This is a genomic window from Rhodococcus sp. WAY2 (genome assembly GCF_009859915.1).
In the GTDB taxonomy this organism is placed as follows: domain Bacteria; phylum Actinomycetota; class Actinomycetes; order Mycobacteriales; family Mycobacteriaceae; genus Rhodococcus_F; species Rhodococcus_F oxybenzonivorans.
This window is the reverse complement of the sequence record NZ_CP046572.1, coordinates 4,391,336-4,418,293: the sequence shown is the minus strand read 5'-3', so window position 1 is coordinate 4,418,293 and position 26,958 is coordinate 4,391,336. Positions and strand designations below refer to the sequence as shown.

Sequence of the window (26,958 nt, the reverse complement as noted above, 5' to 3'; positions counted from 1 at the left end):
ACAATCACGATCGAGCAGGAACCGGTGCGATCGGGCTGGCCATCGCGATCACCGCCATCCTGACCTACCTGGATTCACTGGTCTGTTGACCGGCACGGTGGGGCGTTCACCCTCACCCTCGATCTTCGAGGTATCGCGTCAGCACGGGTCCGATGACGGCGAGGGACTGCGGCTCGATCATGTCGTTGTGGCCGCAGTCGACCGGGTGCTCGTCGATGTTCCCGGTGACGAGGGGTTGCCATTCCTGCGCCGACCGCGGTCGCGTGGTGGTGTCGTCGGCGGCGGTCGCCGGGAAGATGAGCAGGCTGCCGTCGTACACCTGGGGCACGAAGCGGTGGACCAGGTTCCGGGAGTTCTCGTACCCGGCGTTGATCCGCTCGAGATGCTCGGCTCGCACCCCGGAGTCGGTTCCCCAGGATTCGTTGAGCAGCCGGGCCGCTTCTTCGTAGGTGAGGTCGCCCTCGATGTCGACGACGAGGCCGAGTCCGCGTAGGAGATCGTTCATGTCGAGCTTCCCGAACAGCGGGTCCTCACCGTTGTCGGGATAACTGTCCATCACGGCCAGCACCCCGACCTCGTCACCGGCGTGTTGCAGTTCGACGGCCATGGCGTGGGCGATCACGCCGCCGAGCGACCAGCCGAGCAGGTCGTACGGGCCCTCGGGCTGGACGGCCTTCATTTCCTCGACGTAGCGGTGCGCAAGTTGCTCGAGAGACGAGTATTCACCGTCACCGCTGATCGTGGGCAGTTGCAGTCCGTAGACGGGGCGGCCGGCTGGCAGGTGACGGACGAGGCCGGCGTACCCCCAGGAGAGTCCGATGCCGGGGTGCACGCAGAACAGCGGGCGCCCTGTGCCCTCATTGCGCAGCGGAATCAGCACCGCCAGCACATCCTCCACTCCTCCCGCGGCAGTCGGCAGGGCGAGTCGGCGGGCGATCCCGGACGGTGTCGGGTCGAGGAACATCCACTGCAACGGGATCTTTCGGTCCAGTCTTTGCTGAAGTGTCCCGGCCACCTTGGTGGCGAGCAGTGAGTTGCCGCTCCTCTCGAAGAAGTTGTCGTCCGCACCTATTTCGTCGACGCCGAGGATCTCGGTGAAGACGTCGACGACCACCGCCTCGAGATCGTTCGCGGGCAGCCGGAACCGGTGCCCGGAGAGGAACTCCGGCGCCGGAAGGGCGGCCCGGTCCAACTTTCCCACCGGGGTCAGCGGAATCTGATCGAGCACGACGATGGCGGCGGGCACCATGTGGGCGGGTAGCCGCTCACCGACGAAGCGGATCAGTTCGGCGGTGTCGACGTTCGCGCCTCCCGCCGGGCGCACATAGGACACGAGCAGTGTCTCGCCACTCGGCCCGGACCGGCCGATCGTCACGGCATACCCGACCGTGGGGTGATCGGTGAGAGCGGCGTCGATCTCCCCGGGCTCGATGCGGAAACCGCGGATCTTGACCTGGAAGTCACTGCGGCTCACATACTCCAGCGTTCCGTCCCGCCGCCACCGCACCACGTCCCCGGTGCGATACATCCGCTCCCCCGGAGCACCCCAGGGGGCGGCCACGAAACGCGACGCCGTCAACGCAGGCCGACGGTGATAACCCGCGGCCAGTGCCCGCCCCGACACGTACAGCTCACCAACCACACCCACCGGAACCGGCCGCATCCGGGAGTCGAGGACCACCTCCGACACACCCCGGGTGGGCGCTCCGAGGGTGATCGGCTCACCCGGCACCAGAGCGGCACTGATGTTCGACATGATCGTGGTTTCTGTGGGCCCGTAGGCATTGAACATCCGGCGGCCCGGTGCCCAGCGGGCGACGAGTTCCGGTGGGCAGGCTTCTCCGGCAACGACCAGCGTGCGCAAGGATTCGAAGCCGACGGGGTCCATCGACGCCAGCGCCGTGGGAGTGACGAACCCGTGGGACACTCGTTCGCTGCCGAGAAGTTCGGCAAGTTCCATGCCGCCATAGATCGTGGGCGGCGCGATCACCAGGGTGGCACCCGCACAGAATGCCATGACCAATTCGAATACCGACGCATCGAAGCTCGGCGACGCGAAGTGCAGCACCCGGGAGTGGTCGGTGACGGCAAGAACGTCGCGTTCCTCGGCGGCCAGATTCGCCAGGCCACGGTGGGTGACCGTCACACCCTTCGGCATTCCGGTCGAGCCCGACGTGTAGATCAGGTAAGCGGGATGCCATTCGTGCAGCGGTGCAGTGCGATCAGCATCGGTGACCGGGTCGGGCGACTGTGCGGCTATCCGGTTCTCTTCATCCGGATCGTCGAGCACGAGCCAGGTCACGAGGTCGGGCAGGCGATCTCGATGTGCGCGGACCGTGATGCCGGACACCGCGGCGGAGTCGGCGAGCATGTGCTCGATCCGTTCGAGGGGATATCCCGGATCGACCGGCAGGAACGCCGCGCCGGCCCGGGCGACGGACCACACCGACAGCACCGACTCGACCGACCGCGACACGCTCAAGGCCACCGAAGTTCCCGGTCCGACACCCAGCTCGATCAGTCTGCGCGCCAGGCGGTTCGAGGCCTCGTCGAGTTCGCGGTACGACATCGACCGACCCTGATAACGGATCGCTGCCGCAGCCGGGTTGTGCTCGGCTGCCGCAGCCAGCAGGTCCGGCAGCAACAGAGCGGTCGCATCGAGCGGTCCCCGGGCAGGCGTCAGTTCCGCGACCTCGTCGGCGCGGAGTATCTCGATGTCGCCGACGGGGATCCGCGGGTCCGCCGTGACGGCGGTGAGGATACGCACGAACCGCTCCGCGAAGCCCTGTACCGTGCTCGCGTCGAACAGGTCGGTGGCGAAGTCGATGGCACCGTCCATCCCCTCCGCCGCGCCGTCCGCATCGAATTTCTCGGCGAGAATTACCTCGAGGTCGACTTTCACGACGTCGAGGGCAGGGTCGAGGCCCTCCACCCGCAGTCCCGGTAATGCCAGCACGGGGCGCTCGTTGTTCTGGAACTCCAGGGAAACCTGGAAGATCGGTGAATGAGCGGTAGAGCGCACCGGTCCCACCGCGTCCACCACGCGCTCGAAGGGAACGTCGGCATGCGCGAACGCAGCGAGGTCCGCGTCCCGCACCTGCGCGAGGAGACCCGAGAAGCGTTGCCCCGGTTCGACGGTACTGCGCAGGGCGAGCGTGCCGACGAACATCCCGACCAGATCGTCGAGTGCCGCTTCGCCGCGTCCGGCGATGGGGGTGCCGATCACGACGTCCCCGGTACCGCCGAGGCGGCCGAGTAGCACGGCCAGCGCAGCGTGCACGATCATGAACTCCGTCGAGTGATGCAGACGCGCCGCTGCCCGGATTCGCTCATGCAGATGGGCGTCCACCACGAACCGCACCCGGTCGCCGATGAACGACTGCTGAGCGGGCCGGTGACGATCGGTGGGAAGTTCGAGGAGTTCGGGGAGCCCGGACAGGTTCGACTCCCAGAAGGCGAGTTGCCGCGACAGCAACGACTCGGGATCGACCTCGGAGCCCAGCAGTCGCCGCTGCCACAGCGTGTAATCGGCGTACTGGACGCGCAGCGGCGTCCAGGCCGGTGGCAGGCCCCGCACGCGGGATTCGTACGCGATCATCACGTCGCGCACCAGCGGCGCCATCGAGAATCCGTCCGCCGAGATGTGGTGGACCACCACGGCGAGTATGGAAGTGGCGTCGCCGAGCGAGAACAGGGCGATGCGCAGCGGCGGGGCGGTGGTGACGTCGAAGCCGGTCGACACGAGCCGCGTCAGTTCCTGTCCGAGCACGGACTCGTCGGTGAGTGCGATCGGCGCGAGATCGGGGACCGCCGGTCCGAGTATTTCCTGCACGGGCTCACCGTCCCTGAGCGGGAAGCGGGTGCGCAGCGATTCGTGTCTCGTCACGACGTCGGTGAGCGCGGAAGTCAGTGCGTCGACGTCGAGTTCGCCGGTGAGCCGCACCAGCATCGGAATGTTGTACGCCGGCGACGACGTATCGAACTGGTTGATGAACCACATGCGTTGCTGGGCGTACGACAGCGGGATGCGGTCGGGGCGCGGCCCCGCGGTGAGGGCGGGGCGACGCGACGGGCCGGCGCCCGCGTGTTCGATGCGGGCGGCCAACGCGGCGACCGTCGGCGCCTCGAACAGCACCCGGACACCGACATCGGCGCCAAGGGCACCGCGGAGACGGGCCACGGCGCGGGTGGCGCTGAGGGAGTTGCCGCCGAGGTCGAAGAAGTTGTCGTCCGCACCCACACGGTCGATGCCCAGGACCTCGGCGAACGTGTCGGCCACCGTCTCCTCGACCGGATTCGCCGGTGCGCGGTATTCGCCTGCGGCAAGTCCGAAATCGGGTATCGGCAGGGCCCTGCGGTCGAGCTTGCCGACCGCGGTGAGCGGAATCTTCTCCAGCACGGTGATCGACGACGGCACCATGTGGCCGGGCAGACGTTCGGCGAGGCGCCGGCCGATCTCGGCGGTGTCGAGTTGGCGGCCGGGTATCGGCACCACGTACGACGCCAGGAGCGTGTCGCCCGCGGGACCGCGATGCGCGACGGTGACCGCAAACCGGACGTCCGGCTCGTCCGCGAGGGTGGCGTCGATCTCGCCGAGCTCGATGCGGAATCCACGAACCTTCACCTGGAAGTCGCTACGGCCCACGTACTCGATGGTCCGGTCGGCCGTCCAGCGCACGATATCGCCGGTGCGATACATGCGTTCGCCGGATCCTGCGGGGTCGGCCACGAAACGTTCCGCGGTGAGCCCTGGACGGCGGTGGTAGCCGCGAGCCAGGCCCGCCCCGGCCACGTACAGCTCTCCCGGGACACCCACCGGCACCGGCTGCAAGCGGGCGTCCAGTACCAGCTCGGTGACCCCGCGGATCGGCCCGCCGATCGTGACGGGCTCACCGGCGACCAGGGGCTCGCTGATGTTCGACATGATCGTGGTCTCGGTCGGCCCGTAGCCGTTGTACAGCCGGCGGCCGGGCGCCCACCGGGACACGAGGTCGGGTGGGCACGCTTCCCCGCCGACGGTGACGTCGGTGAAGTGTTCCAGTCCGGCCGGATCGAGGGACGCGAGCGCGGAGGTGGTCACGAACGCATGGGTGACACGTCTGCGTGCGATCAGGTGGGCGAGTTCGTCACCGCCGAACATGGTGGGCGGTGCGATCACCATCGTCGCTCCGGCTCCGAACGCCAGCAGGTATTCGAACGCGGCCCCGTCGAAACTCGGTGTCGAGAAGTGCAGTGTGCGGGACCCCGGACCGGCCGCGTACCGGGCGAGTTGTTCGCGCGCGAAGTTGTCGAGGCCGCGATGCGACACCACGACACCCTTGGGCAGGCCGGTGGAGCCCGACGTGTAGACGAGGTAGGCGGCGGTGTCGAGGGTGACGGGAGCGGGGCGTTCGGTGTCGGTCACCGGTACCGCGGACGCGGCCGCGCACTCCTCGACGAACGACGGTTCGTCGAGAACGAGCCAGGTGGTGTCGCCGGGCAGCCGGGGCCGATGTTCTGAGGTCGTCAGGCCGTGGGCGCATCCGGAATCGGTGAGCATGTGCGCGATGCGCTCGTCGGGATAATTCGGGTCGACCGGGACGAAGATGGCCCCGGCCTTGGCCACCGCCCACAGGCACAGCATCGACTCGACCGAGCGCGGAATGCCGACGGCCACAGATATTTCGGGGCCGGCGCCGCGGGAGAGGAGGACGCGCGCGAGGCGGTTCGACAGTTCGTCGAGCTCCCGGTAGGACACGTCACGCTCGGCGGACGAGAGCGCCACCGCATCGGGATCCTGTGCGGCCGCGTGCGCGAACAGTTGTGCGAGCGTTCGAGTGGAGACGCCCGGCGCGCCGCGCACCGGCACCAACGTGTCGCGTTCGTGATCGGTGAGCAGCGACAGTCCCGCGAGCGGCAGGTCGGGACCGCCGCAGGCTTCGAGCACCCGCACCACCCGCCCCGCGATGCTCTCGACCGCGGGCGTGTCGAAGAGGTCGGGCAGGTACTCGAACTTCAGGTGCAGCCTGGCCTCGGCCGAGGCGACGAGACTCAGTGGGTAGTGGGCAGCGTCGGCCGCCTCCACGCCGATTACCCGCAAGCCCGCGATATCGGTGTCTTCCGACATCCCGGCGCGGTCCACCGGATACGACTCGAACACCGTCAGCGTGTCGAACCCCACGCCCGCCCCCGCGACTTCCTGTATCTGCGCGAGACCGGTGTAGTGGTGGTCGAGCATGGCCGCCTGTTTGGCCTGCACCCGCTCGAGCAGCGCGCCCAGCGTGTCGTCGGGGCGCAACGTCACCCGTACCGGCACGGTGTTGATGAACAGGCCGATCATCGTCTCGATGCCGGACAGCTCCGGCGGCCGCCCGGACACGGTCGCGCCGAATACGACGTCGTCCCGTCCGGTGAGCATCCCGAGCACGATTGCCCAGGCGGTCTGCACGATGCTGTTGAGGGTCAGCCCCCGCGAACGCGCGTACTCGCGCAACCGGTCGGTCTGGTCCTCGTCGAGGTCGAACACCCACTCCCGCGACACGGTGGACAGGCGCCGGGCCCGGTCCCCGGGAACGAGCAACGTCGGTTCCTCCACGCCGGCAAGGGCGTTCGCCCACGCCCGGGCCGATGCGTCGGGGTCACGTCCGGTCATCCACGCGAGGTAGTCGCGATAGTCGCGCACCCGCGGCAACGGTGACAGGTCGGCGTCCGTGGCATACAGCGTGAGCAGTTCCCGGATCAGCAACGGCATCGACCAGCCGTCGAGGAGGATGTGATGGTTCGTCGACACCAGCCGGTATCGACCGCCCGGCATGGTCACGAGCAGGAACCGGATCAGTGGGGCCGTCGCCATGTCGAACGGGGTGGTCCGGTCGGCCGCGAGCAGCCGCTCGAGTTCGACGACGGCCCCCTCGTCACCGAACGTGCTCAGGTCGATCTCCCGCCACGGCACGGTTGCTCCGCGTTCCACGACCTGGACGGCCCGCCCTTCGGTGTCGTGGACGAAGGCGGTGCGCAGATTGGGGTGCCGCTCGAGGAGTGCGGCGGCCGCCCGGTGCAGCCGGGACGCGTCCACGTGGCCGCCGAGTTCGAGGCCCAGTTGGACGAGGTAGGCATCCACCGACTCGTCGGCCAGCTCGGCATGGAACAACATGCCCGCCTGCAACGGCGACAGCGGCCACACGTCGATCATCGACGAGTAACGCCGCTCCAGGTCGTCGATCGCACCCTGATCGAGACGGACCAGGTTCAGATCGGACGGGGTGAAACCGCCGCCCCCGGACTTCACCTGCGTGGTCAGGGCGGCGAGGGCAGACACCCACAGCTGCGCCAGTTCACCGACATCCGCTGTGGTGAGCACCCCGAGCGGGAACGCCCACGTGGCGGCCAGTTCGGGGCCCGCGGCGGAGTCGGTGGTTCTGGCGTTCACGTCGACGGCAGCAGGCACGGGCAGACCCGTGTGTGCGGCCTCGGCCAGTCCGGCCTCGGATATCGGCATCCAATCGCCGTCCCCGGAGGCGGCGGCTCCGAGCCTGCCGAGGTAGTTGAAGCTCAGCTGCGGTGCGGGCAGAGCCGACAGCGGGAGGGCCGTCTCGGGATTGAGATACCGCAGAAGGCCGAAACCGATGCCGTGGTCGGGGATGGCGTGCAGTTGTTCCTTCACGGCCTTGAGCGCGACCGCCGCCGCCGGGCCCCCGGCGAAGGCGTCGTCCACGTCCACCCCGGTGAGGTCGAGCCGGACGGGGAAGATGCTGGTGAACCAGCCCACCGTCCGGGCGAGATCCGCCCCCGGTACCACCTGCTCCTCACGTCCGTGTCCTTCGAGAGTGACGAGGGCGCCGTCGGATTCGATTCCGCGTGCCCGCCGCCATCGCACGAGTGCCAAGGTCAGGGCCGTCAGCAAGCCGTCCCCCACGCTGCCGTGGAAGGCCTGCGGGACAGCGGTCAGCAGCGCCTCGGTCACGTCCACCGGCACCCGGACCTCGACCTCGGCGGTCCGGATGTCGGATGCGGTGAGGGTTCGGGAGCCGAGCAGGGGGTCCGGTGCGCCGAGCATCCCTCGCCACAACGCGAGTTCCTCGATGCGACTGGGTTCCAGCGCCGCGTCGGCAAGCCCGTGCGCCCACCGGCGCATCGACGTTCCGACGGCGGGCAGGGCCGGCGACATCCCCGACTGCACCTGGGCGCACGCCGTGGCGAGGTCGGGGATCAGGATCCGCCACGACACCCCGTCGACGACGACGTGATGGGCGACGATCAACAGCCGTCCGGCGGTCCGGGGGCTGGCCGCGCTCTCGAACAACACCACCTGAACCATCACGCCCGACTCCGGGTCGAGCCGGTCGGTGGCCCCGTCGAGTTCCCGCGCGGCGATGTCACCGAACGTCTCGTCGACTCCTCGCTCGGTGTCCGGGGGGTCGAGGGGCACCGTGCGCACGACCGCGGTGGCCCGCATCCAGCCGGTCGGCTGCACCACCATCGACCAACCGTGCTCCGCCCGTTCGCTTCGGGACAGCCGGGCCCGCAGTATGTCGTGACGGTCGAGGACCGCCTGCAGGGCCGCCGTCAGCGTGGCCGCGTCCAGGTCGGCGGGGGTGGTGAACAGTGCGGCCTGCGAGTACCGGCTGAAGTCTCCTCCCCTGCCCAGCATCCACTGCACGATCGGCGTGAGGGGAACCTCGCCGACACCGCCCCCGGGCAGCTCGTCGAGGGTGATCGCCTGCTCTCCTGCCGTGGCGATCTCGGCGAGGGCGGCCACGGTTTTGCGCTCGAACACGTCCCGCGGGGTGATGCCCACCCCGGACGCCTTCGCCCGGGTGACGAGCTGGATCGACATGATGGAGTCGCCGCCGACGGCGAAGAACGAGTCGTCGACGCCGACCGACTCGAGACCCAGTACCTCGGCGAACAGATCTGCGAGTATGCGTTCCGTCTCGGTTGCCGGAACACGCCCGATCGACACCTGCCGCCCGAAGTCGGGATCAGGCAGCGCACGCCGGTCGAGCTTTCCGTTCACCGTGAGCGGCAGGCTCTCGAGCACCACCACGGCGGCCGGAACCATGTGCGCGGCCAGCCGGCCGCCCAGCGTTTCGATGATCCACGACGGGTCCAGCGACCGGCCTGCCTCGGGTACGACGTATCCCACCAATCGTTCACGGCGCGACAATACGACCGACTGCGCCACCCCTTCGCAGGCGAGGAGCGCGGATTCCACTTCACCGAGCTCGATCCGGAAGCCCTTCACCTGAACCTGGAAGTCGTTGCGGCCGAGGTACTCCAGCTGCCCGTCCGCATTCCACCGACCCAGGTCGCCCGACCGGTACATCCGGGAACCCGGCACGTACGGATCTGCGACGAACCGGGTGGAGGTGAGGGCGAACCGGCCGAAGTATCCGCGCGAGACCTGCGCGCCCGACACGTAGAGCTCGCCCACCACTCCCGGCGCCACCGGGTGGAGTCGCCCGTCGAGCACGTACACGCGCAGTCCCGGGAGTGCCCGCCCTATGACGGACGCCGAGGCCCCGGCGGCGAGCGCGTCGGTCATCGGCAGGTGACTGACATGCACGGTCGTCTCCGTGATGCCGTACATGTTGACCAACGTCGGCGCCGAGTCGTCGTGCCGGCTGTACCAGCGGGTCAGTTGCGCCAGGTCGAGGGCTTCACCGCCGAAGATGACGTAACGCAGTGCCAACTCGGTGCCGCCGGCCACCCGGTCCTCCTCCGCCAGTTGGTAGAAGGCGGTAGGCGTCTGGTTCAGCACGGTCACCCGCTCGTCGCGGAGTAATCGCAGGAACGTGTCGGGTGTCCTCGTCGTGAAGTAGTCGACCACCACGAGCCGCCCGCCGTGGAGGAGGGCCCCCCACAACTCCCAGACGGAGAAATCGAACGCGGCAGAGTGGAACATGGTCCACACGTCGGAGGCATCGAACCCGAAGAGCGGCTGAGTGTGTGCAAAGAGGGTGCCGACGTTGCGGTGCGATACCTGAACGCCTTTCGGTTGCCCCGTCGACCCCGAGGTGTAGATGACGTACGCGACGGCATCCGGGTGCAGGGGTCCGGTCCGGTCCGCGTCGGACACCGGCAGCGCCGACACACCACCCAATTCGGCCACGGTGTCGGGGCTGTCCACAACGATGGCCGGAACGCCCTGCGCTCGCACCGATTCGGCTTCTGCCTCGGTGGTCAGCACGCACACCGGTCGGGCGTCGGCGAACAGGAAAGCCAGCCGCTCGGCCGGGTATGTGACGTCGACCGGAACATACCCCGCGCCCGACTTCACGACCGCAAGCAACGCCACCACGAGATCGAGGGATCGTGCTGTGGCCACCACAACCAGCGATTCGGGGCCTGCGCCTCGGGCGATCAGGAGCCGTGCGAGGCGGTTCGACCTCGCGTCGAGTTCTCGGTACGTGAGCGAAGCGCCCTCGTACACGACGGCCGTCGCTGCGAGGTTCCGTTCCGCGGCACGGGCGAACAGTTCCGGCAGTGTCGTCACCGGCTCGGCCGGCTCGGCCGCGGCAGGGACGGCGACGGGCAGGAGGCGGTCGCGTTCGCCCGGGTCGAGGATGTCGATGTCCCCGACGGGCGTGTACGCGTCGGAGGTCACCGATTCGAGTAGACGCACGAAACGCTCCCCGAGACGGAGGACGGATGCGCGATCGAGCACGTCGGTGGCGTATCGGAGACCCGCGCCGATTCCGGCGGGCGCGCCGTCCTCGTCGACGTGTTCGGCGAGACTCAGTTCGAGGTCGAACTTCGCGACGCCCATATCGACCTCGAGCGAGTCGACGACGAGGCCGGGCAGCTCGAGGCGGGTGCCGGTGGCGTTGCGGAACTCGATGAGTACCTGGAACAGCGGGGCGTGAGCGGTCGACCGCTCCGGGGCGAGCTGATCGACCAGCCGCTCGAACGGGATGTCGGCGTGCTCGAATGCACCGAGGTCCACGGACCGCACCGCGGTCAGCACCTCGGAGAAGGATGCCCCACCGTCCACCGGAGTCCGGAGAACCAGGGTGTTGACGAACATCCCCACGACGTCGTCGAGTACCGCCTGCCCCCTGCCGGCGACCGGTGTGCCGATCGGAACGTCGTCCGTTCCCGACAACCTCGACAGCAGCACGGCGAAGGCGGCATGAACCACCATGAACAGCGTCGAATTATGCTCGGAGGCCATCTCGTTCAGCGCTGTGTGCAGCCGCGCGGGCACGGTGAACTCCACGACGTCGCCCCGGTACGAGCGCTGGGGCGGGCGCGGCCGGTCCAGCGGGATCTGCAGCACCTCCGGTATCCCGGCCAGGGTGGCGGTCCAGTACCCGAGTTGCCTCGACAGAACAGAGTCGGGGTCCTCCTCGGCGCCGAGAACGCTCCGTTGCCACACGCTGAAGTCGGCGTACTGCACCGGCAGCGGAGTCCACGCGGGTGTCTCCCCCATGGTTCTGGCGGTGTACGCGAGCATGATGTCGCGGGCCAGCGGCATCATCGAGAACCCGTCGGCCGCGATGTGATGGACGACGATGGCGAGGACGTGTGACTCGGCGTCGACCTCGAAAAGAGTCGCCCGGAACGGCACGTCGACGGTCACATCGAAGCCGGTGGCAGCCAGGGCGGCGATCGCGTCCCGCAGATCACGCTCACCGGCCACGGTGACCGGGTGCAGGGACGGGGATGCCCGCCCCGGATCGACGATGACCTGGTGCGGCCCGTCGATCGAACCGGGAAACACGGTGCGCAGGGATTCGTGCCGCTCAACGACGTCACCGACCGACGCGAGCAGGGCAGCACGGTCGAGTACACCGGTCAGTCGCAGTGCGATCGGAATGTTGTACGCCGGCGACGAGGTGTCGAACTGGTTGATGAACCACATGCGCTGCTGCGCCAGCGACAACGGTATCCGCTCGGGACGCGGCCGGGCGGTGAGAGCCTCCGAGGGAACACTCGCGGTGGCCGCCGACTCGATCCGCACGGCGAGGTCTCCCACTACCGGTGCGTCGAACAGGGCGGCCACCCCGATCCCGGCGTCGAGTGCCGCGTTGATGCGTGCGACCGCGCGAGTGGCGCTGAGTGAATCGCCGCCCAGTTCGAAGAAGCTGTCGTCGACCCCGACCCGCGCAATTCCGAGGACCTCCGAGAAGACCCGTGCGACAGCTTCTTCGACCGGTGTGGCAGGCGCCCGGAAACCCGCGGACGTCGACGCGAAGTCGGGTGCCGGCAACGCTTTCCGGTCGAGTTTGCCGACGGGTGTCAATGGGATCTCGTCGAGTACGACGACGGCGGCGGGAACCATGTACTTTGGCAGGATGCGTCCCGCGAACGCGAGTACCTCCGGCGCCACCACTTCCTCGCCGTCGTGCGGCAGGACGTACGACACCAGCGCCGTGTCGCCGAGCGGGCCGGGCCTGCCCACGGTGGCGGCGAAGTCCAGATTCGGGTGGGTGGTGAGGACGGAGTCGATCTCCCCGAGCTCGACCCGCTGCCCGCGAATCTTGACCTGGAAGTCGCTGCGCCCGAGGTACTCCAGGGTGTGGTCGCGGCGCCACCGCACGACATCACCGGTACGGTACATCCGGCCGGCGCCGTGGGGATTGGCAACGAACCGTTCGGCGGTGAGTGACGGACGACGGTGGTACCCGCGGGCCAGGGCCGGTCCCGAAATGTACAGTTCGCCCGGCACCCCGGCCGGCACCGGCTGCAGTCGCGGGTCGAGAACGGACAGGGTGATGCCGCGCACCGGGCTGCCGATCGTGACCGGCTCACCCGGCATCATCGGCCGGCTCAACGTGGTGAGAATCGTGGCCTCGGTGGGCCCGTACCCGTTGAACATGGCCCGGCTCACACCCCAGTTGGCCACCAGTTCGTCACCGACCGCATCGCCGGCCACCACGAGCACCTCGAGGTGCTCGATGCCGTCGCGGTCCACCGTGGCGAGTACCGCCGGAGTGATGCAGGCGTGGGTGACGCGTTCGCGCCGCAGCAGCGCCGCGAGTTCCGCACCGCCGTAGATTCCGGGTGGCGCGATGACCAGCGTCGCCCCGGCGGCGCACGACTGGATCAGCTCGAGGATGGCCACATCGAAACTGGGAGAACAGATGTGGAGGCAGCGCGCCTCACGGGAGATGCTGTAGTGCGTGCTCTGCTCGGCGAGAAGATTCGCCAGCCCGCGGTGGGTGACGACGACACCTTTCGGTCGGCCGGTCGAGCCGGAGGTATAGATCGCGTACGCGGCGTGGTCGACAACGAGCAGTGAGCGGCGATCGACGTCGGTGACGCGAGCGCAGGACGCGGCGGCCAGAGTGTCGTCGACATCCGGGGCGTCGAGCACCAGCCACGGCACCGAATCGGGTAGGCGGTGGCGGTACGCGGAGGTCGTCACCCCGAGCGCCGCACCGGAGTCGGCGAGCATGTGCTCGATGCGGTCGGCGGGATAGTTCGGGTCCACCGGCACGAACGCAGCACCAGCCTTGGCGACCGACCACACCGACAGCACCGACTCCGGTGAGCGTGGAAGGCCGAGTGCCACGAACGTTTCCGGTCCGGCGCCCCGCGCGAGCAGCACGCGGGCCAGGGCGTTGGATCGCTCGTCGAGTTCGCGGTAACTCGTCTCCCGTCCCTCGAAGAGGAGTGCGGCGGCGCCGGGACGCTCGCCGGCAGCCTGGGTGAGCAACTCGGGCAGCGTGCGTGGTGCACCGGACGGTGCGCCGGACACGGCGGTGTATTCCTGCAGTTCCGCCTCCGACAGCAGGGTCAGCCGGGCGAGCGGAATGTCGATGTCCGACAGCATGATCTGCAGAACCCGGGCGACCCGGGCCGCCACCGACTCGGCGAACTCGCTGTCGATCACGGCCGGCTGGTACCGCAGGCGCAGATGCAGTGCCGTGTCCACATGCGCGATCAGGGTGAGGGGATAGTGGGTGGCGTCGATCCCCTCGACCCCCGCGAGCCGCATGCCGTCGATGTCCGTGTTCTCCGACAACCCCATCCGGTCCACCGGATACGACTCGAACACGGTCAACGTGTCGAAGACGGCACCGTCTCCCGCGGCGCGCTGGATTTCTGTCAGGCCCACGTAGTGGTGGTCGAGGAGGGCCGACTGTTCGGCCTGGAACCTTTCGAGGAGTTCGGCAAGTGTCTCCTCGCGGCGCAGGCGCAGCCGGACGGGCACGGTGTTGATGAACAGGCCGACCATCGACTCGATGCCGGCGATCGCGGGCGGACGTCCGGACACCGTGGCTCCGAACGTGACGTCCTCGCGGGTGCTCAGTGTCGCGAGTACCAGCCCCCAGGCGACCTGCACGAGCGTGTTGGTCGTGAGACCGCGCGCGCGGGCGAGTGCCTCGAGCACCCGGGTCTTCTCGTCAGCCACGTCCAGGCGCACGTCCTCCGGGTCGGCGAAGCTCTGCTCGCCGCGCGCGGCGGGTGCCACGATGGTCGGCTCGTCCGCACCGGCGAGTGCGGACACCCAGGCGCCGGTGGACCGTTGGGAATCCTGTGTCGCAATCCACTGCAGGTAGTCACGGTAGGAGGTGACCGCCGGGAGCGCGGTGGTGTCGCCCGCGGTGGCGTACAGGACGAGCAGGTCCTTGATCACCAAGGGCGTCGACCACCCGTCGAGAAGGATATGGTGGTGCGTGAGCACCAGTCGGTAACGCCCGGGTGCGGTGTGCAGCAACGTAAATCGCAGCAGCGGCGCCGCGGACATGTCGAACGGGAGTGCGCGGTCCATGGCCATCGCCGCCGCAACTTCCGCGGTGATCCGGGAGCTCGGCTGCCCGGACAGGTCGATGTGCGACCACGGCGCCGTGACGGATTCGAGGACTACCTGCACCGGTCCCGTGCTCGTCTCGGCGAATGCCACTCGCAGGTTGGAATGCCGGTCGAGCAGGCCTTGCGCGGCACGGTGCAGGCGACCGGCGTCGACGACGCCGTGCAGGTCGAGGACCAACTGGACCATGTAGGCGTCGACGTGTTCCTCGGACAACTGGGCATGGAAAAGCAGGCCCGCCTGCAACGGCGACAGCGGCCAGATGTCCGCGAGTGCGGGATACGTATTCTCCAGGCGGTCGATATCCACCTGCCCGAGGGACACCAGAGCGAGATCGGACGGTGTCAGGCCGCCGGCGTCGGGCCGGTTCGCATGTTCGGCCAGCAGGGTGAGGGTCCGAACCCAGAGGTCGGCGAGGTCTTCCACGTCCGCACTGCGGAGCACACCGGTCGGGAACGTCCACGTTGCCGTCAGCACGGGGTCGCCGTCCCGGACGGTCGTCGCGGCGTTGACATCCACGACCCACGCCACAGGCATGTCGGGGTTCTGTGTTCCCCCGAGATCGGAGCTGCCCTCGACGGGAAGCCAGGGCACGTCACCCGCGCTGGTCGCCACCCGGCCGAGGTAGTTGAAGCTCACCTGCGGCGGCGGGAACCGGCGGAGCATCTCCCCGGTCTCCGGGTACAGGTACCGGAGCAGCCCGAACCCGATCCCGTGGTCGGGGATCGCGAGGAGTTGTTCCTTGACCGTCTTGATCGCGGTTCCGGCAGCGGCACCGCCGGCGAGGACGGCATCGACATCGATACCGGTGAGGTCGAGACGTGCGGGAAACAGGCTGGTGAACCAGCCGACGGTCCGGGACAGGTCGGCACCGGGGACGACGTGGTCCTCGCGACCGTGACCTTCGAGATTGATCAGGGCATCGGTCGTGTCGACACCGCGCTGCCGACGCCAACGGATCAGGGCCAGCGCCAGCGCGGTGAGAAGGCCGTCACCGACGGCGCCGTGGAACGCCGCGGGAAGAGTGGTGAGCAGGGCGCCCGTCACGCTCGGCGGAACCTCGACGGTGATACTGCCCTGTGCAGTGTCGACGTCGATCGCCGGATCGAGCGGCCGGGAACCGAGGAGTGGGTCGGCGCCGTCGAGCATGGCTCGCCACAGCTCGACTTCGTCGCGTCGTCGTTCCGCGGCGTCCACCAGTCCGTGCCCCCATCTCCGCATCGACGTGCCGATGCCCGGCAACGCCGCGGTGAAGCCTTCGGCGATGCGTGCGTGCGCCGCAGCCAGATCGGTGATCAGGATGCGCCACGACACCCCGTCGACCACCAGGTGATGGGCGACCAGCAGCAGACGTCCGAGCCCGCCGGGGCCGTCGAACCACAGCACCTGCACCATGCTCGCGGTGGCCGGATGCAGGCGGTCCGCCGCCGCATCGAGTTCGGCGGCCGCGATCGCGGCGAACTTCTCGCCGTCGAGCGAGGTGACGGGTACGCGGTGGATCACCGCTTCCGGGAACACGGACCCAGGCGGCAGCACCGTCATCCCCCACGGCCCGCCCAGGCCTTCCTGCCCGTCGTCCCGGGTGAGTCGTGCGCGCAGCATGTCGTGCCGATCCAGCACCGCGCCGACGGCACCGACGAGATCCTCGTGGGTGAGTCCGGGGGGCGCCGTCACCAGCACCGCCTGGGAGAAGCGGTTCAGTGTGCCCCCGCTGCGGTCGAGCATCCACGCGACGACGGGGGTCGGCGGTACCGCACCGACACCGCCACCGGGAAGCTCTTCGAGGACAACAGAATCCGGTCGCTCGCGGTGTGCCGCCTCAGCAAGGCCTGCCACGGTGCGGCGCTCGAAGACATCACGCGGGGAGAGGATCAGTCCCGCGGCCTTCGCCCGCGCCACCAACTGGATGGACATGATGCTGTCGCCGCCCAGCGCGAAGAACGAGTCCTCCACCCCCACCGACTCCAGTCCCAGCACGTCACGGAACAACGCGGCAAGCAGTTCCTCCGTCTCCGTGCCGGGCGCCCGGCCGCCGGTGACGACAGCACCGAAATCCGGTTCCGGCAATGCCTTCCGGTCGAGCTTTCCGTGAACGGTCAGCGGCAGCGCCTCGATCACCACGATCGCGGCAGGCACCATGTACGACGCCAGGCGAGAACCGGCGAAGTCGAGGAGCGCCCCCGTGTCGAGGTCGGCCCCGGGCACCGGAACCACGTACCCGACTAGGCGATCGGCCGACCCTGCACTGTGCCGCACGTCCGCGACGGCGGCCGCCACATCCTCATGTGCGAGCAACGCCGAGGCCACCTCGCCCAGTTCGATCCGGAAGCCGCGGATCTTCACCTGGAAGTCGGTGCGGCCCAGATACTCCAGTTGCCCGTCCTTCATCCACCGCACGAGGTCACCGGTCCGGTACATTCTGCTGCCGGCCGGCCCGAACGGATTGGCGACGAAACGTTCGGCGGTGAGGGCGTAGCGGCGGTGATACCCGCGCGCGAGCGCCGGACCGGCAAGATACAACTCGCCCGCGATTCCCACCGGCACCGGCTCCAACCGCGCGTCGAGGACGGCCTCACCGAAGCCGAGAGTGGGTGCCCCGATGGTCACCGGCTCACCCGGCACCATCGGGGAACTGATACTCGACACCACCGTCGACTCCGTCGGCCCGTACGCGTCGAACATGTTCCGGCCCGGCGCCCAGCGTGCCACCAGCTCGGGCGGGCAGGCTTCGCCGCCCGTGACCACACAGACCAGGTCGTCGAGCCCGGCAGGGTCGACGGAGGCCAGTGCCGCAGGTGTCACGAAGCAGTGGGTGACCCGCTCACGACGGAGCAGGTTCGACAATTCCTCGCCGCCGAATACGGACGGCGACGCGATCACCATCGTCGCGCCCGGCCCCACCGCGAGCATCAGCTCGAGGATCGAGGCGTCGAAGCTCGGGGAGGCGAAGTGCAGCGCTCGTGCCGTCGACGTCGTGGCGAACGTGCGCTGCTGCGCCGCAGCGAAATTCGCCAGGCCGCGGTGTGTGGTCACCACTCCCTTCGGCCTGCCGGTCGAACCCGAGGTGTAGATTAGATACGCGGGGTGATCGACCTGCAGGGCCGACGTCCGGTCGGTATCCGACACCGCCGTCGCCGGGAGAAGCGCCAGCTCCGCCTCCATCCCGGGATCGTCGAGCGCCAGCCACGGAAGCGCACCAGGAAGGGACGGCCGGAGCTCGGTTGTCGTGAGGCCGGCCACGGCGCCGGAGTCGTCGAGCATGTACTCGATGCGCTCGGCGGGATGGTTCGGGTCGACCGGCACGAAGGCGGCGCCGGACTTCGCCACCGCCCACACCGCCGTTACCGACTCGATCGAGCGCGACAATGCCAGCGCAACCACATGTTCCGGACCCACCCCGCGTGCGATCAAGAGCCGCGCGAGCCGGTTCGACCGGTCGTCGAGGTCACGGTAGGTCACGCGCTGCCCCTCGAAGGACAGCGCCTCGGCGGCCGGATCGACGGCGGCGGCGTCGATCAACAGTTCGGGCAACGTGCGCGCGGGCACGCCGGGGCCACCGGTCACCGAGGTCAGGGCGGCCCGCTCCGGTGGGGCGAGCACGTCGACGTCGCCCACCCGGACGTCGGGATCGGCGGCGACTGCGGCCAGGATCCGGACCAGGCGCTCCGCGAAGCCGGCCACGGTGCCTTCGTCGAAGATGTCGGTGGCGTACCCGAGCGCGGCAGTGATACCGGCGGGAGCGCCGTCACTGTCGGTGTTCTCGCGCATGCTTACCTGCAAGTCGAAGTTGATCGTGTCGAAGGGGAGGTCCAGCGCTTCGACGTGCAGTCCCGGCAGTTCCAGGACGGGCCGCTCGGTGTTCTGGAATTCGAGCATCACCTGGAACAGCGGCGAGTACTCCGTCGACCGCGAGGGTCGCAGGCTTTCGACGACCCGCTCGAACGGGACGTCCGCATGGGTGAACGCACCCAGGTCGGTCTCGCGTACGCCGGCGAGGAGTTCGGCGAACGTGCGGGCTCCGTCGACGCGGGTGCGGAGCACGAGGGTGTTCACGAACATTCCCACCACGTCGTCGAGCGCGGCCTCGCCTCGTCCCGCGATCGGGGTGCCGACGGCGATGTCGTCCGAGGCGCTCAGTCGCGACAGCAACACCGCCAAGGCCGCGTGCAGGGCCATGAAGACGGTGGAGCCGTGGGTGCGCGCGACCTGCACGATGTCCTGGTGGAGTTCGGGAGGAATCCTGAACTCGACCCGGCCGCCCTGCAGAGAACGGGCAGGCGGACGCGGCCGGTCCGTGGGAAGTTCCAGCACGTCCGGAAGGTCGGCGAGCGTCGCGGTCCAGTAGCCGAGTTGACGTGCCAGCGGCGACGACGGATCGTTCTCGGGACCGAGCCAGTCCCGCTGCCACAGGGTGTAATCGGCGTACTGAACCGGCAAGGGCCGCCAATCCGGTGCGGTCTCATGGTGTCTGGCGGTGTACGCGGCCAGGACGTCGCGGGCCAGCGGCACCATGGAGAAGCCGTCGGCGGCGATATGGTGCACCACGACGGCGAGCACGTGTTCGGCCACGCCCCGCTCGAACAGCCGGGCCCGTAGCGGGGTTTCGACGGTCACATCGAACCCCGTCGACAGTAACCGGTCGACCTGCTCACGAAGGTTGTCCAGGCCGGTGGTCGGCTCCGGGTGAAGAATCGGCACCACCTCGGCGGCGGGCAGTATCACCTGCCGCGGCCCCCGATCGGTCAAAGGAAAGACGGTGCGGAGCGACTCGTGCCGCTCGACGACGTCGGTGATCGCCGCCTGCAGAGCGGGTACATCCAGCGTGCCGGCGAGCCGCAGGGCGATGGCCACGTTGTAGGCCGAAGACGCGGTGTCGAATTGGTTGATGAACCACATCCGCTGCTGCGCAAGCGACACAGGGACCTCGCGCGCCGGATCCCTCGGCGCCAGCGCCGGCCGCACCCAGTCCACCGCGATTCCCGCCTCGGCACGGGCGGCCAGCCCGGCCACAGTGGGAGCGTCGAACACGTCGCGCACGCCGAGACGGTCCCCGACTGCGGCATTGATGCGCGCCACCAGCCGGGTGGCGGTCAGCGAGTTCCCACCCAGATCGAAGAAGTTGTCGTGCGCGCCCACCCGCGCGATGCCGAGAAGGTCGGCGAACACCGCGGCGACGATTTCCTCCACCGGGTTACGGGGAGCGACGAACCCTACCGTCGCCGTGCCGAAGTCCGGCTCCGGCAGCGCTTTGCGATCCAGCTTGCCGTTCACGGTCAGAGGCAGCGCGTCGAGAACCACCACTGCCGACGGCACCATGTACGTGGGTACCGACGCCCCGACGGCATCGAGTACCGCTGCCGGGTCGACGGTGGCGCCCGCCTCGGGAACGACGTACCCCACCAACCGATCGCCGTCACGGTCGTCGACGCGGACCACGACCACCGCTTGCGCCACCCCGGCACACGCGGCGAGGGCCGCCTCCACTTCGCCGAGTTCGACCCGGAAGCCGCGAAGCTGTACCTGGAAGTCGCTGCGGCCCACGTACTCGAGCCGACCGTGGGAGCCCCACCGCACGATGTCGCCGGAACGATACATGCGCGCACCCACCCGGTCGTGGGCGAAGGGGTCGGCAACGAAACGGTGTGCCGTCAGCTCGGATCGGCCCGCGTACCCGCGGGACACCTGTTCGCCGGACACGTACAACTCGCCGACCACACCGGGCGGCACCGGATGGAGGCGGACGTCGAGGACATACACCCGCAACCCCGGGAGCCCGCCACCGATCACCGACCCGGACGCCGCGGACACCAGTGCGCGATCGAGTGCGAGGAAGCTGACGTGCACCGTGGTCTCGGTGATGCCGTACATGTTGACGAGTACGGGTGCACGGTCGTCGTGCCGGGAGTACCACCGGCCGAGTTGACCGAGGTCGAGCGCTTCACCACCGAAGATCACGTACCGCAACGACAGAGCCGCCCCGTCGGCGTCCTCGACCGCGCTCGCCGCACGATCCGCCTCCATCAGCTGGTAGAAGGCGGTCGGCGTCTGGTTCAACACCGTCACCCGTTCCCGGTGCAGCAGTTCGAGGAAGGTATCGGGCGACCGTGCGGTGAAGTAGTCGACCACGACCAGCCGGCCACCGTGGACGAGTGCCCCCCACAGTTCCCACACGGAGAAGTCGAAGGCGTACGAATGGAAGAGGGTCCACACATCGGACGAGTCGAACCCGAACAGGTCCCGGGTGTTGGCGAGCAGCGCGACCACACAGCGGTGCGATACCTGAACACCCTTCGGGCGTCCGGTCGATCCCGACGTGAAGATGACGTAGGCGACGGCGTCCGCCCGCAGCGGACGCAACCGATCCGAGTCGGTGACGGGCAGGCCCGAGAAGCTGTTCAGGGCGTGGTGCGTCGCCGGGTCGTCGATCACCACCAGCGCAGTGCCGTCCGGCGCCAGGGCCCCGAACTCCGCACTCACCACAGCACACACCGGGTGCGCATCCTCGAACATCGCGGCCACGCGATCGGCCGGATAGCTGACGTCGACCGGGACGTAGCCGCCGCCGGCCCCGAGCACCGCCAGCAACGCAACAATCAGGTTCGGAGTCCTGTCCACCATAACGGCGACCAGCGATTCGGTACCGACACCACGCGCAATCAGCAATCGGGCCAACCGATGTGCGCGTTCCTCGAGTTCGGCGTAGGTAATCCTGTCTTCGCCGCACACCACCGCCACGGCATCCGGGGTCCGGGCCGCCGCGCGTGCGAACAATTCGACGAGGGTCAGCGACCCGGCGCCGACGCCCTCGTGATTCCACTGGTCCAGCACGAGGCCGCGCTCGACCGCGCCCATGACGTCGATGTCCCCGACCGTCGTGGCCGGATCCGTCACGACCGCCCGCAGTACGCGGAGGAGCCGTTCCCCGAATCTGATCACCGAGCCGCGTTCGAAAACGTCGGTGGCGTACAGGAAACCCGCCGACATGCCTGCCGCAGAACCCTTGTCGTCGTAGTGCTCCGCCAGGGAGAGTTGCAGGTCGAATTTGGCGACACCCGGGTCGACGTCCACCGCTTCGACTGTCAGACCGGGCAGCTCGAGGTGCGCTCGCACCGTGTTCTGGAACTCCAGCAACACCTGGAACAACGGTGAATACGACGTCGAACGCACCGGAGCGAGTTCGTCGACGACGCTCTCGAACGGCACATCGGTATGCCCGAACGCAGCGAGGTCCGTGTCACGGGCCTGGGCGAGCACGTCGATGAAGGAGGCGTCCGGCCGGACCCGGGTCCGGAGCACCAGCGTGTTGACGAACATCCCCACCAGGTCGTCCAGCGCCGCCTCACCGCGCCCCGCGATCGGTGTGCCCACGGCCACGTCGCCCGATCCCGACATGCGTGACAGCAACACGGCGAAGGCCGCGTGCATCACCATGAACAGCGTCGCATTGTGCTCGCGCGCAAGCAGAAGCAGTTGCCGATGCAGACCTGCGTCGATGGGGAACGACGCGCATCGACCCTGAAGTGACCGTGCGGCGGGCCGGTTCCGGTCGAGCGGCAGATCGGTGACCTCGGGCAGTTCCGCCAACGTATCCCGCCAGTACCCGAGCTGCCGGGACATGAGACTACCGGAATCCTCGGGGCTACCGAGGAGCGCACGCTGCCACACGCTGTAGTCGGCGTACTGCACCGGCAACGGTTCCCAGTTGGGCCGGGCACCCGCCCGCCGGGCGGAATACGCCACCATGAGATCGCGGGCCAGCGGTGCGAGCGACGCACCGTCGGCCGAGATGTGGTGCACCACCATGACGAGCACGTGTTCGTCCGGGCCGATCCACAGCAACGCGGCGCGTAACGGCACGGCCCGGCTGACGTCGAACCCCACGGCGAGAAGCGTCTCGATCCGCTCGTTCAGCGACTCGTCGCCATCGACCCGCGGGGTGAGGTCGGGAATGACCTGTGCTGCGTCGACGATCTCCTGATACGGGCCGTCCGCCGACGCGGGGTACCTGGTGCGCAGCGCTTCGTGCCGCTCGATCACGTCACCGACCGCGTCCCTCAAGGTGTCCGAGTCGAGCGGACCGAGGAGCCGCACCGCCATCGGAATGTTGTAAGCCACCGAACCCGTGTCGAACTGATTGAGGAACCACATCCGCTGCTGCGCCAGTGACAGCGGAATCCGGTCGGGCCGCTCACCCCGAACGAGAGGCCGGCGATCCGCGAGTTCCATACCCGCACGCCGGATATGCGCGGCCAGCAGTTCGGCGGTGGGTGCATCGAACAGGGCACGCACGCCCACCTCCGAACCCAGAGCGGCATTGATCCGCGCGATCACCCGCGTCGCGACCAGCGAGTTGCCGCCGAGGTCGAAGAAACTGTCGTCGACGCTGATCCGCTCGACACCGAGAATCTCCGTGAAGACCTCGACGATCGACTCCTCCACCGGATCGGCAGGCGCCCGGAACTCCGCGGCGGCGGACAGGAACTTCGGTTCCGGCAACGCTGCCCGGTCCACCTTCCCGACCGGGTTCAACGGAATGTCGTCCAGCACCACGATAACCGCGGGCACCATGTACGCCGGCAACCGATTCCGCACCTGCCGCAACAGCTCGGCGGTCTGGATCGGCCTGCCGGCCGCCGGCACGACGTACGACACCAGCACGGTGTCCCCGGACGGGCCCGGCCGCCCGATCGTGACCGCGAACCGCACGTCCTGATGCGCCTGCAGTAAGGCGTCGATCTCGCCGAGCTCGATCCGGAATCCTCGAACCTTCACCTGGAAGTCGCTGCGCCGCAGATATTCCAGCGTGTAGTCGGGCCGCCAACGCACTACGTCGCCGGTGCGGTACATCCGCCCGGGGCCGTACGGGTCGGCGACGAACCGCACAGCGGTGAGCGCGGGCCGTCCGTGATAACCCCTGGCCACACCGGCACCGGCGATGTACAACTCGCCCGGCGCGCCGACGGGTACCGGATGCAGCCGAGCGTCCAGGACCACCTGCTGGGTGCCGCGGATCGGCCCACCCAGGGTGATCGGGCCGCCGGGTGTCATCGGCGCACTGATGTTCGCCATCACGGTGGTCTCGGTGGGGCCGTACGCGTTGTGCAACCGGCGGCCCGGCGCCCACCGGGCCACCAGCTCGGGCGGGCAGGCCTCCCCGCCCACGACGACGTCGAGGAAGTCGCCGAGCGAATCCGGCGGAATCGTACTGAGCGCCGCCGTGGTGATGAAGCCGTGGGTGACGCGCTCCGACCGCAGTACATCGGCGATCTCCGTGCCCCCGTAAGTGGTCGGCGGCACGATCACCATCGTCGCCCCCACCCCGAATGCCTGCAGGTACTCGAACACGGACGCGTCGAAACTGGGCGTCGAGAAGTGCAGCGTGCGAGACGATCTGGTGGCGCCGAACCGCTCCCGTTGGTCGACCGAGAAGGAGTCCAGACCACGGTGCGTGACGACCACGCCTTTGGGCCGCCCCGTGGAGCCCGACGTGTAGATCAGGTACGCGGCGCTGTCGAGCGACACCGGCCCATTGAGGTCTCCCTCGGTCAGCGGCGCGTCGGACCGGGCGGCGCACTCGGACCGGAAATCGGGATCGTCGAGCGCCAGCCAGGGGATCGAGTCGGGCAACCGCTCACGCAGTGCTTCTTCCGTCAGACCGACCACCGCACCGGAGTCGCCGAGCATGTAGTCGATTCGGTCGGCGGGATAGTTCGGGTCCACCGGCACGAACGCCGCACCCGTCTTGGTGACCGCCCAGACCGAGGCCACCGACCGGAACGACCGCGGCAATGCCGTCGCCACGAACGACTCCGGGCCCACCCCAAAATCGATCAGCACTCGCGCGACCCGGGTCGACCAGGTGTCCAATTCCCGATAGGACACCTTCTCGCCCTGCTGGTACAGAGCCGTCGCCGCCGGATCGAGCGCCGCAGCGTCTGCCAACAGGGTGGGCAGGGTTCGCTCGGACCGGCCGGGTAGGCCCCGCACCGGAGTCAGCGCGGCACGTTCCTGGTCGGACAGGATGGCGATGTCGCCGATCGGAACGTCCGGGTCCGCGGCCACCGCGTCGAGGATGCGGCCGAAGCGCTCGGCCGCGATGTGAATGGTGTGAGGGTCGAACAGGTCGGCTGCAAAGCCGAATTCGACGGTGACACCCGCCGGTTCACCCGACTCGTCGATCGCCTCGGTGACCGACGCGCACAGATCGAGGCCGGCGACGGGCGCACTGCGCGCGCTGTCCTCCCGGGTATCGAGGAGCACCTGGAAGATCGGCGCGTACGCATCCGACACCGAGATGTCGAGTTCCCGCACCAGACGCTGGAACGGGACCTCGGTGTGTGCCGTCGCCTCGGCGGCGACGTCCCGGACCTGATGCAGGAAGTCCCGGAACGACGCCTCGCCCGTGTACCGGGTCCGGACCACGACGACATCGGTGCGCTCGCTCACGTCCACCGGGATTCCCACGGCGAGGTCCTCGCTGCCGGTGACCCGGCCGAGCAGAACCGACAGAGCCGCGAGGAACACCGTGCGGGTAGTGGTGCCCGCGGCCGCGGCGAGTCCGGCGACACGTCGGTGCAGCGCACCCGTCAGCATCACGGACACTCGATCACTCGCCTGCGACAGCTGCGCGGGCCGCGGCCGGTCACTGGGCAACGGCAGCAGGTCGGGCAGCCCACCCAGCTGCCTACGCCAGTACTCCACTTCCGCCGCCTCACGCAGCAGGCGCTCACCGGTGCGGGCACTGATCCGGTGAACACTGTCCACCCGCGACTGCGGATCGGCGGTGGCGAGTTCCTCGAGCAGCTCCAGGAACTGTCGATGATGCTCCCGCAGCTCGGTGCGCTCGTAACGGCTGGGGTTGGCCCGGAAGTCGACGAAGATCTTGGTCGGGGTCCCGCTCTGGTACACGTTGATCAGCAGGTCTTCCACCGGACCGGACGTGACGATGTGGAAATCCCCCGTCAAGGGGCCCAACGCGACCTCCTGACGGAACAGCATGACGTTCACCATGGGCCCGTACAGCTCCGCCGCCTTGTCGCCGGCATCGCGGCGGATGTCGTCGAGACTGCACCGCTGATGCCGCAACGCGCCCACCAGTTCGCGCTGCACCCGTTCGACGAGCTCGCCGACGGTGTCCTCCCCGCGAACACTCACCGGCAACGGCGCCACATTGACCAGCATCCCGCCGGAATTGCGCAGCACCGCTGTGGTCCGCGCCGACACCGGGATGGTGACCAGCACATCGGTCCTGCCGGTACGCCGCGACAGATAGCAGGCGGCAGCCGCGATGAGGGTGGCCGCCGACAGATTGTCGCGGGAATCGAGCACCGCCACCACGGCCTCGGACAGCGCGGCGCTCTCGACCGTGCTGGTGGCCGACACGTGACCCGTCGTGCGAGCCAGAGTGGTCCCCTCGACCCCGGCCACCCGCTGCGCCCAGTACTCCCGGTCGCTGACGAATCGGTCGGACGTGCGGTACCTGTTGTCGAGGTCGTACAGCTGCCGCAGACTCACCGCACGGTTTGCATCCGGCGCCCGACCGGCAACCGACGCGGAGTAGCGGTGCGCGATGCGGCGCAGCATCGTCATGGCACCGTAACCGTCGAGCGCCACGTGGTGAATCCGGCTGTACCAGAGGAAGTGCGTGTCACCGATCTGCAGGATGGACGTCTCCACCAGGCGATCGGTGCTGAGGTCTATCGGGGTGACGTAGTCACGTTCCATCCAGTCGTGCGCCGCCGCCTCGGGATTGTCCTCGCCGCGGAAGTCGAGGTAGGCGATCGACGTGTCGGTCGCGTGGTCGACGTACTGCAGCGGCTGACCGTCGATGTCGTCGACCTTGAGCAATGGGGACTCGAACTCGCGAGCCGCCTCGACCGTCTCCCGCCGGAGCAGGTCGACGTCGAGTGCGCCGGCGAATTCGACGTACTGGGCGATGAAGATCGGGACCCTGGGTTCGAGTTGCTGAGCGAACCAGGTGGCCCGTTGCGCTGCCGACAGGGGGAACGGTTCCGCGTGACCCGGACCCGAACTGGCCGTTTTCTGCGATTTGGCGGGTGCCACTGTCTTTCCCTTCGGAAACGGATCCCCGACAGGATCAGCGCGCGCGGTGAGTCTGCCGAGACAGAGGGAGGCGGGAGCCGGCGCTCTTCTCCCGTCTCCGGAATGGGTACCTCACGTAGTCCAGGGCACACTCGAACTCAACCTCGCCCCGCCCTCAC

1 protein-coding gene is annotated in these 26,958 nt (G+C 68.7%); it reads right to left on the bottom strand.

Annotation, left to right across the window (positions count from 1 at the left end; all coding sequences use genetic code 11):
* Positions 1 to 112 precede the first annotated feature (112 nt).
* Positions 113 to 26,800, bottom strand: a complete 26,688-nt coding sequence (locus tag GFS60_RS20180; RefSeq protein ID WP_159923976.1) for a non-ribosomal peptide synthase/polyketide synthase — start codon at positions 26,798 to 26,800, stop codon at positions 113 to 115.
* Positions 26,801 to 26,958 lie beyond the last annotated feature (158 nt).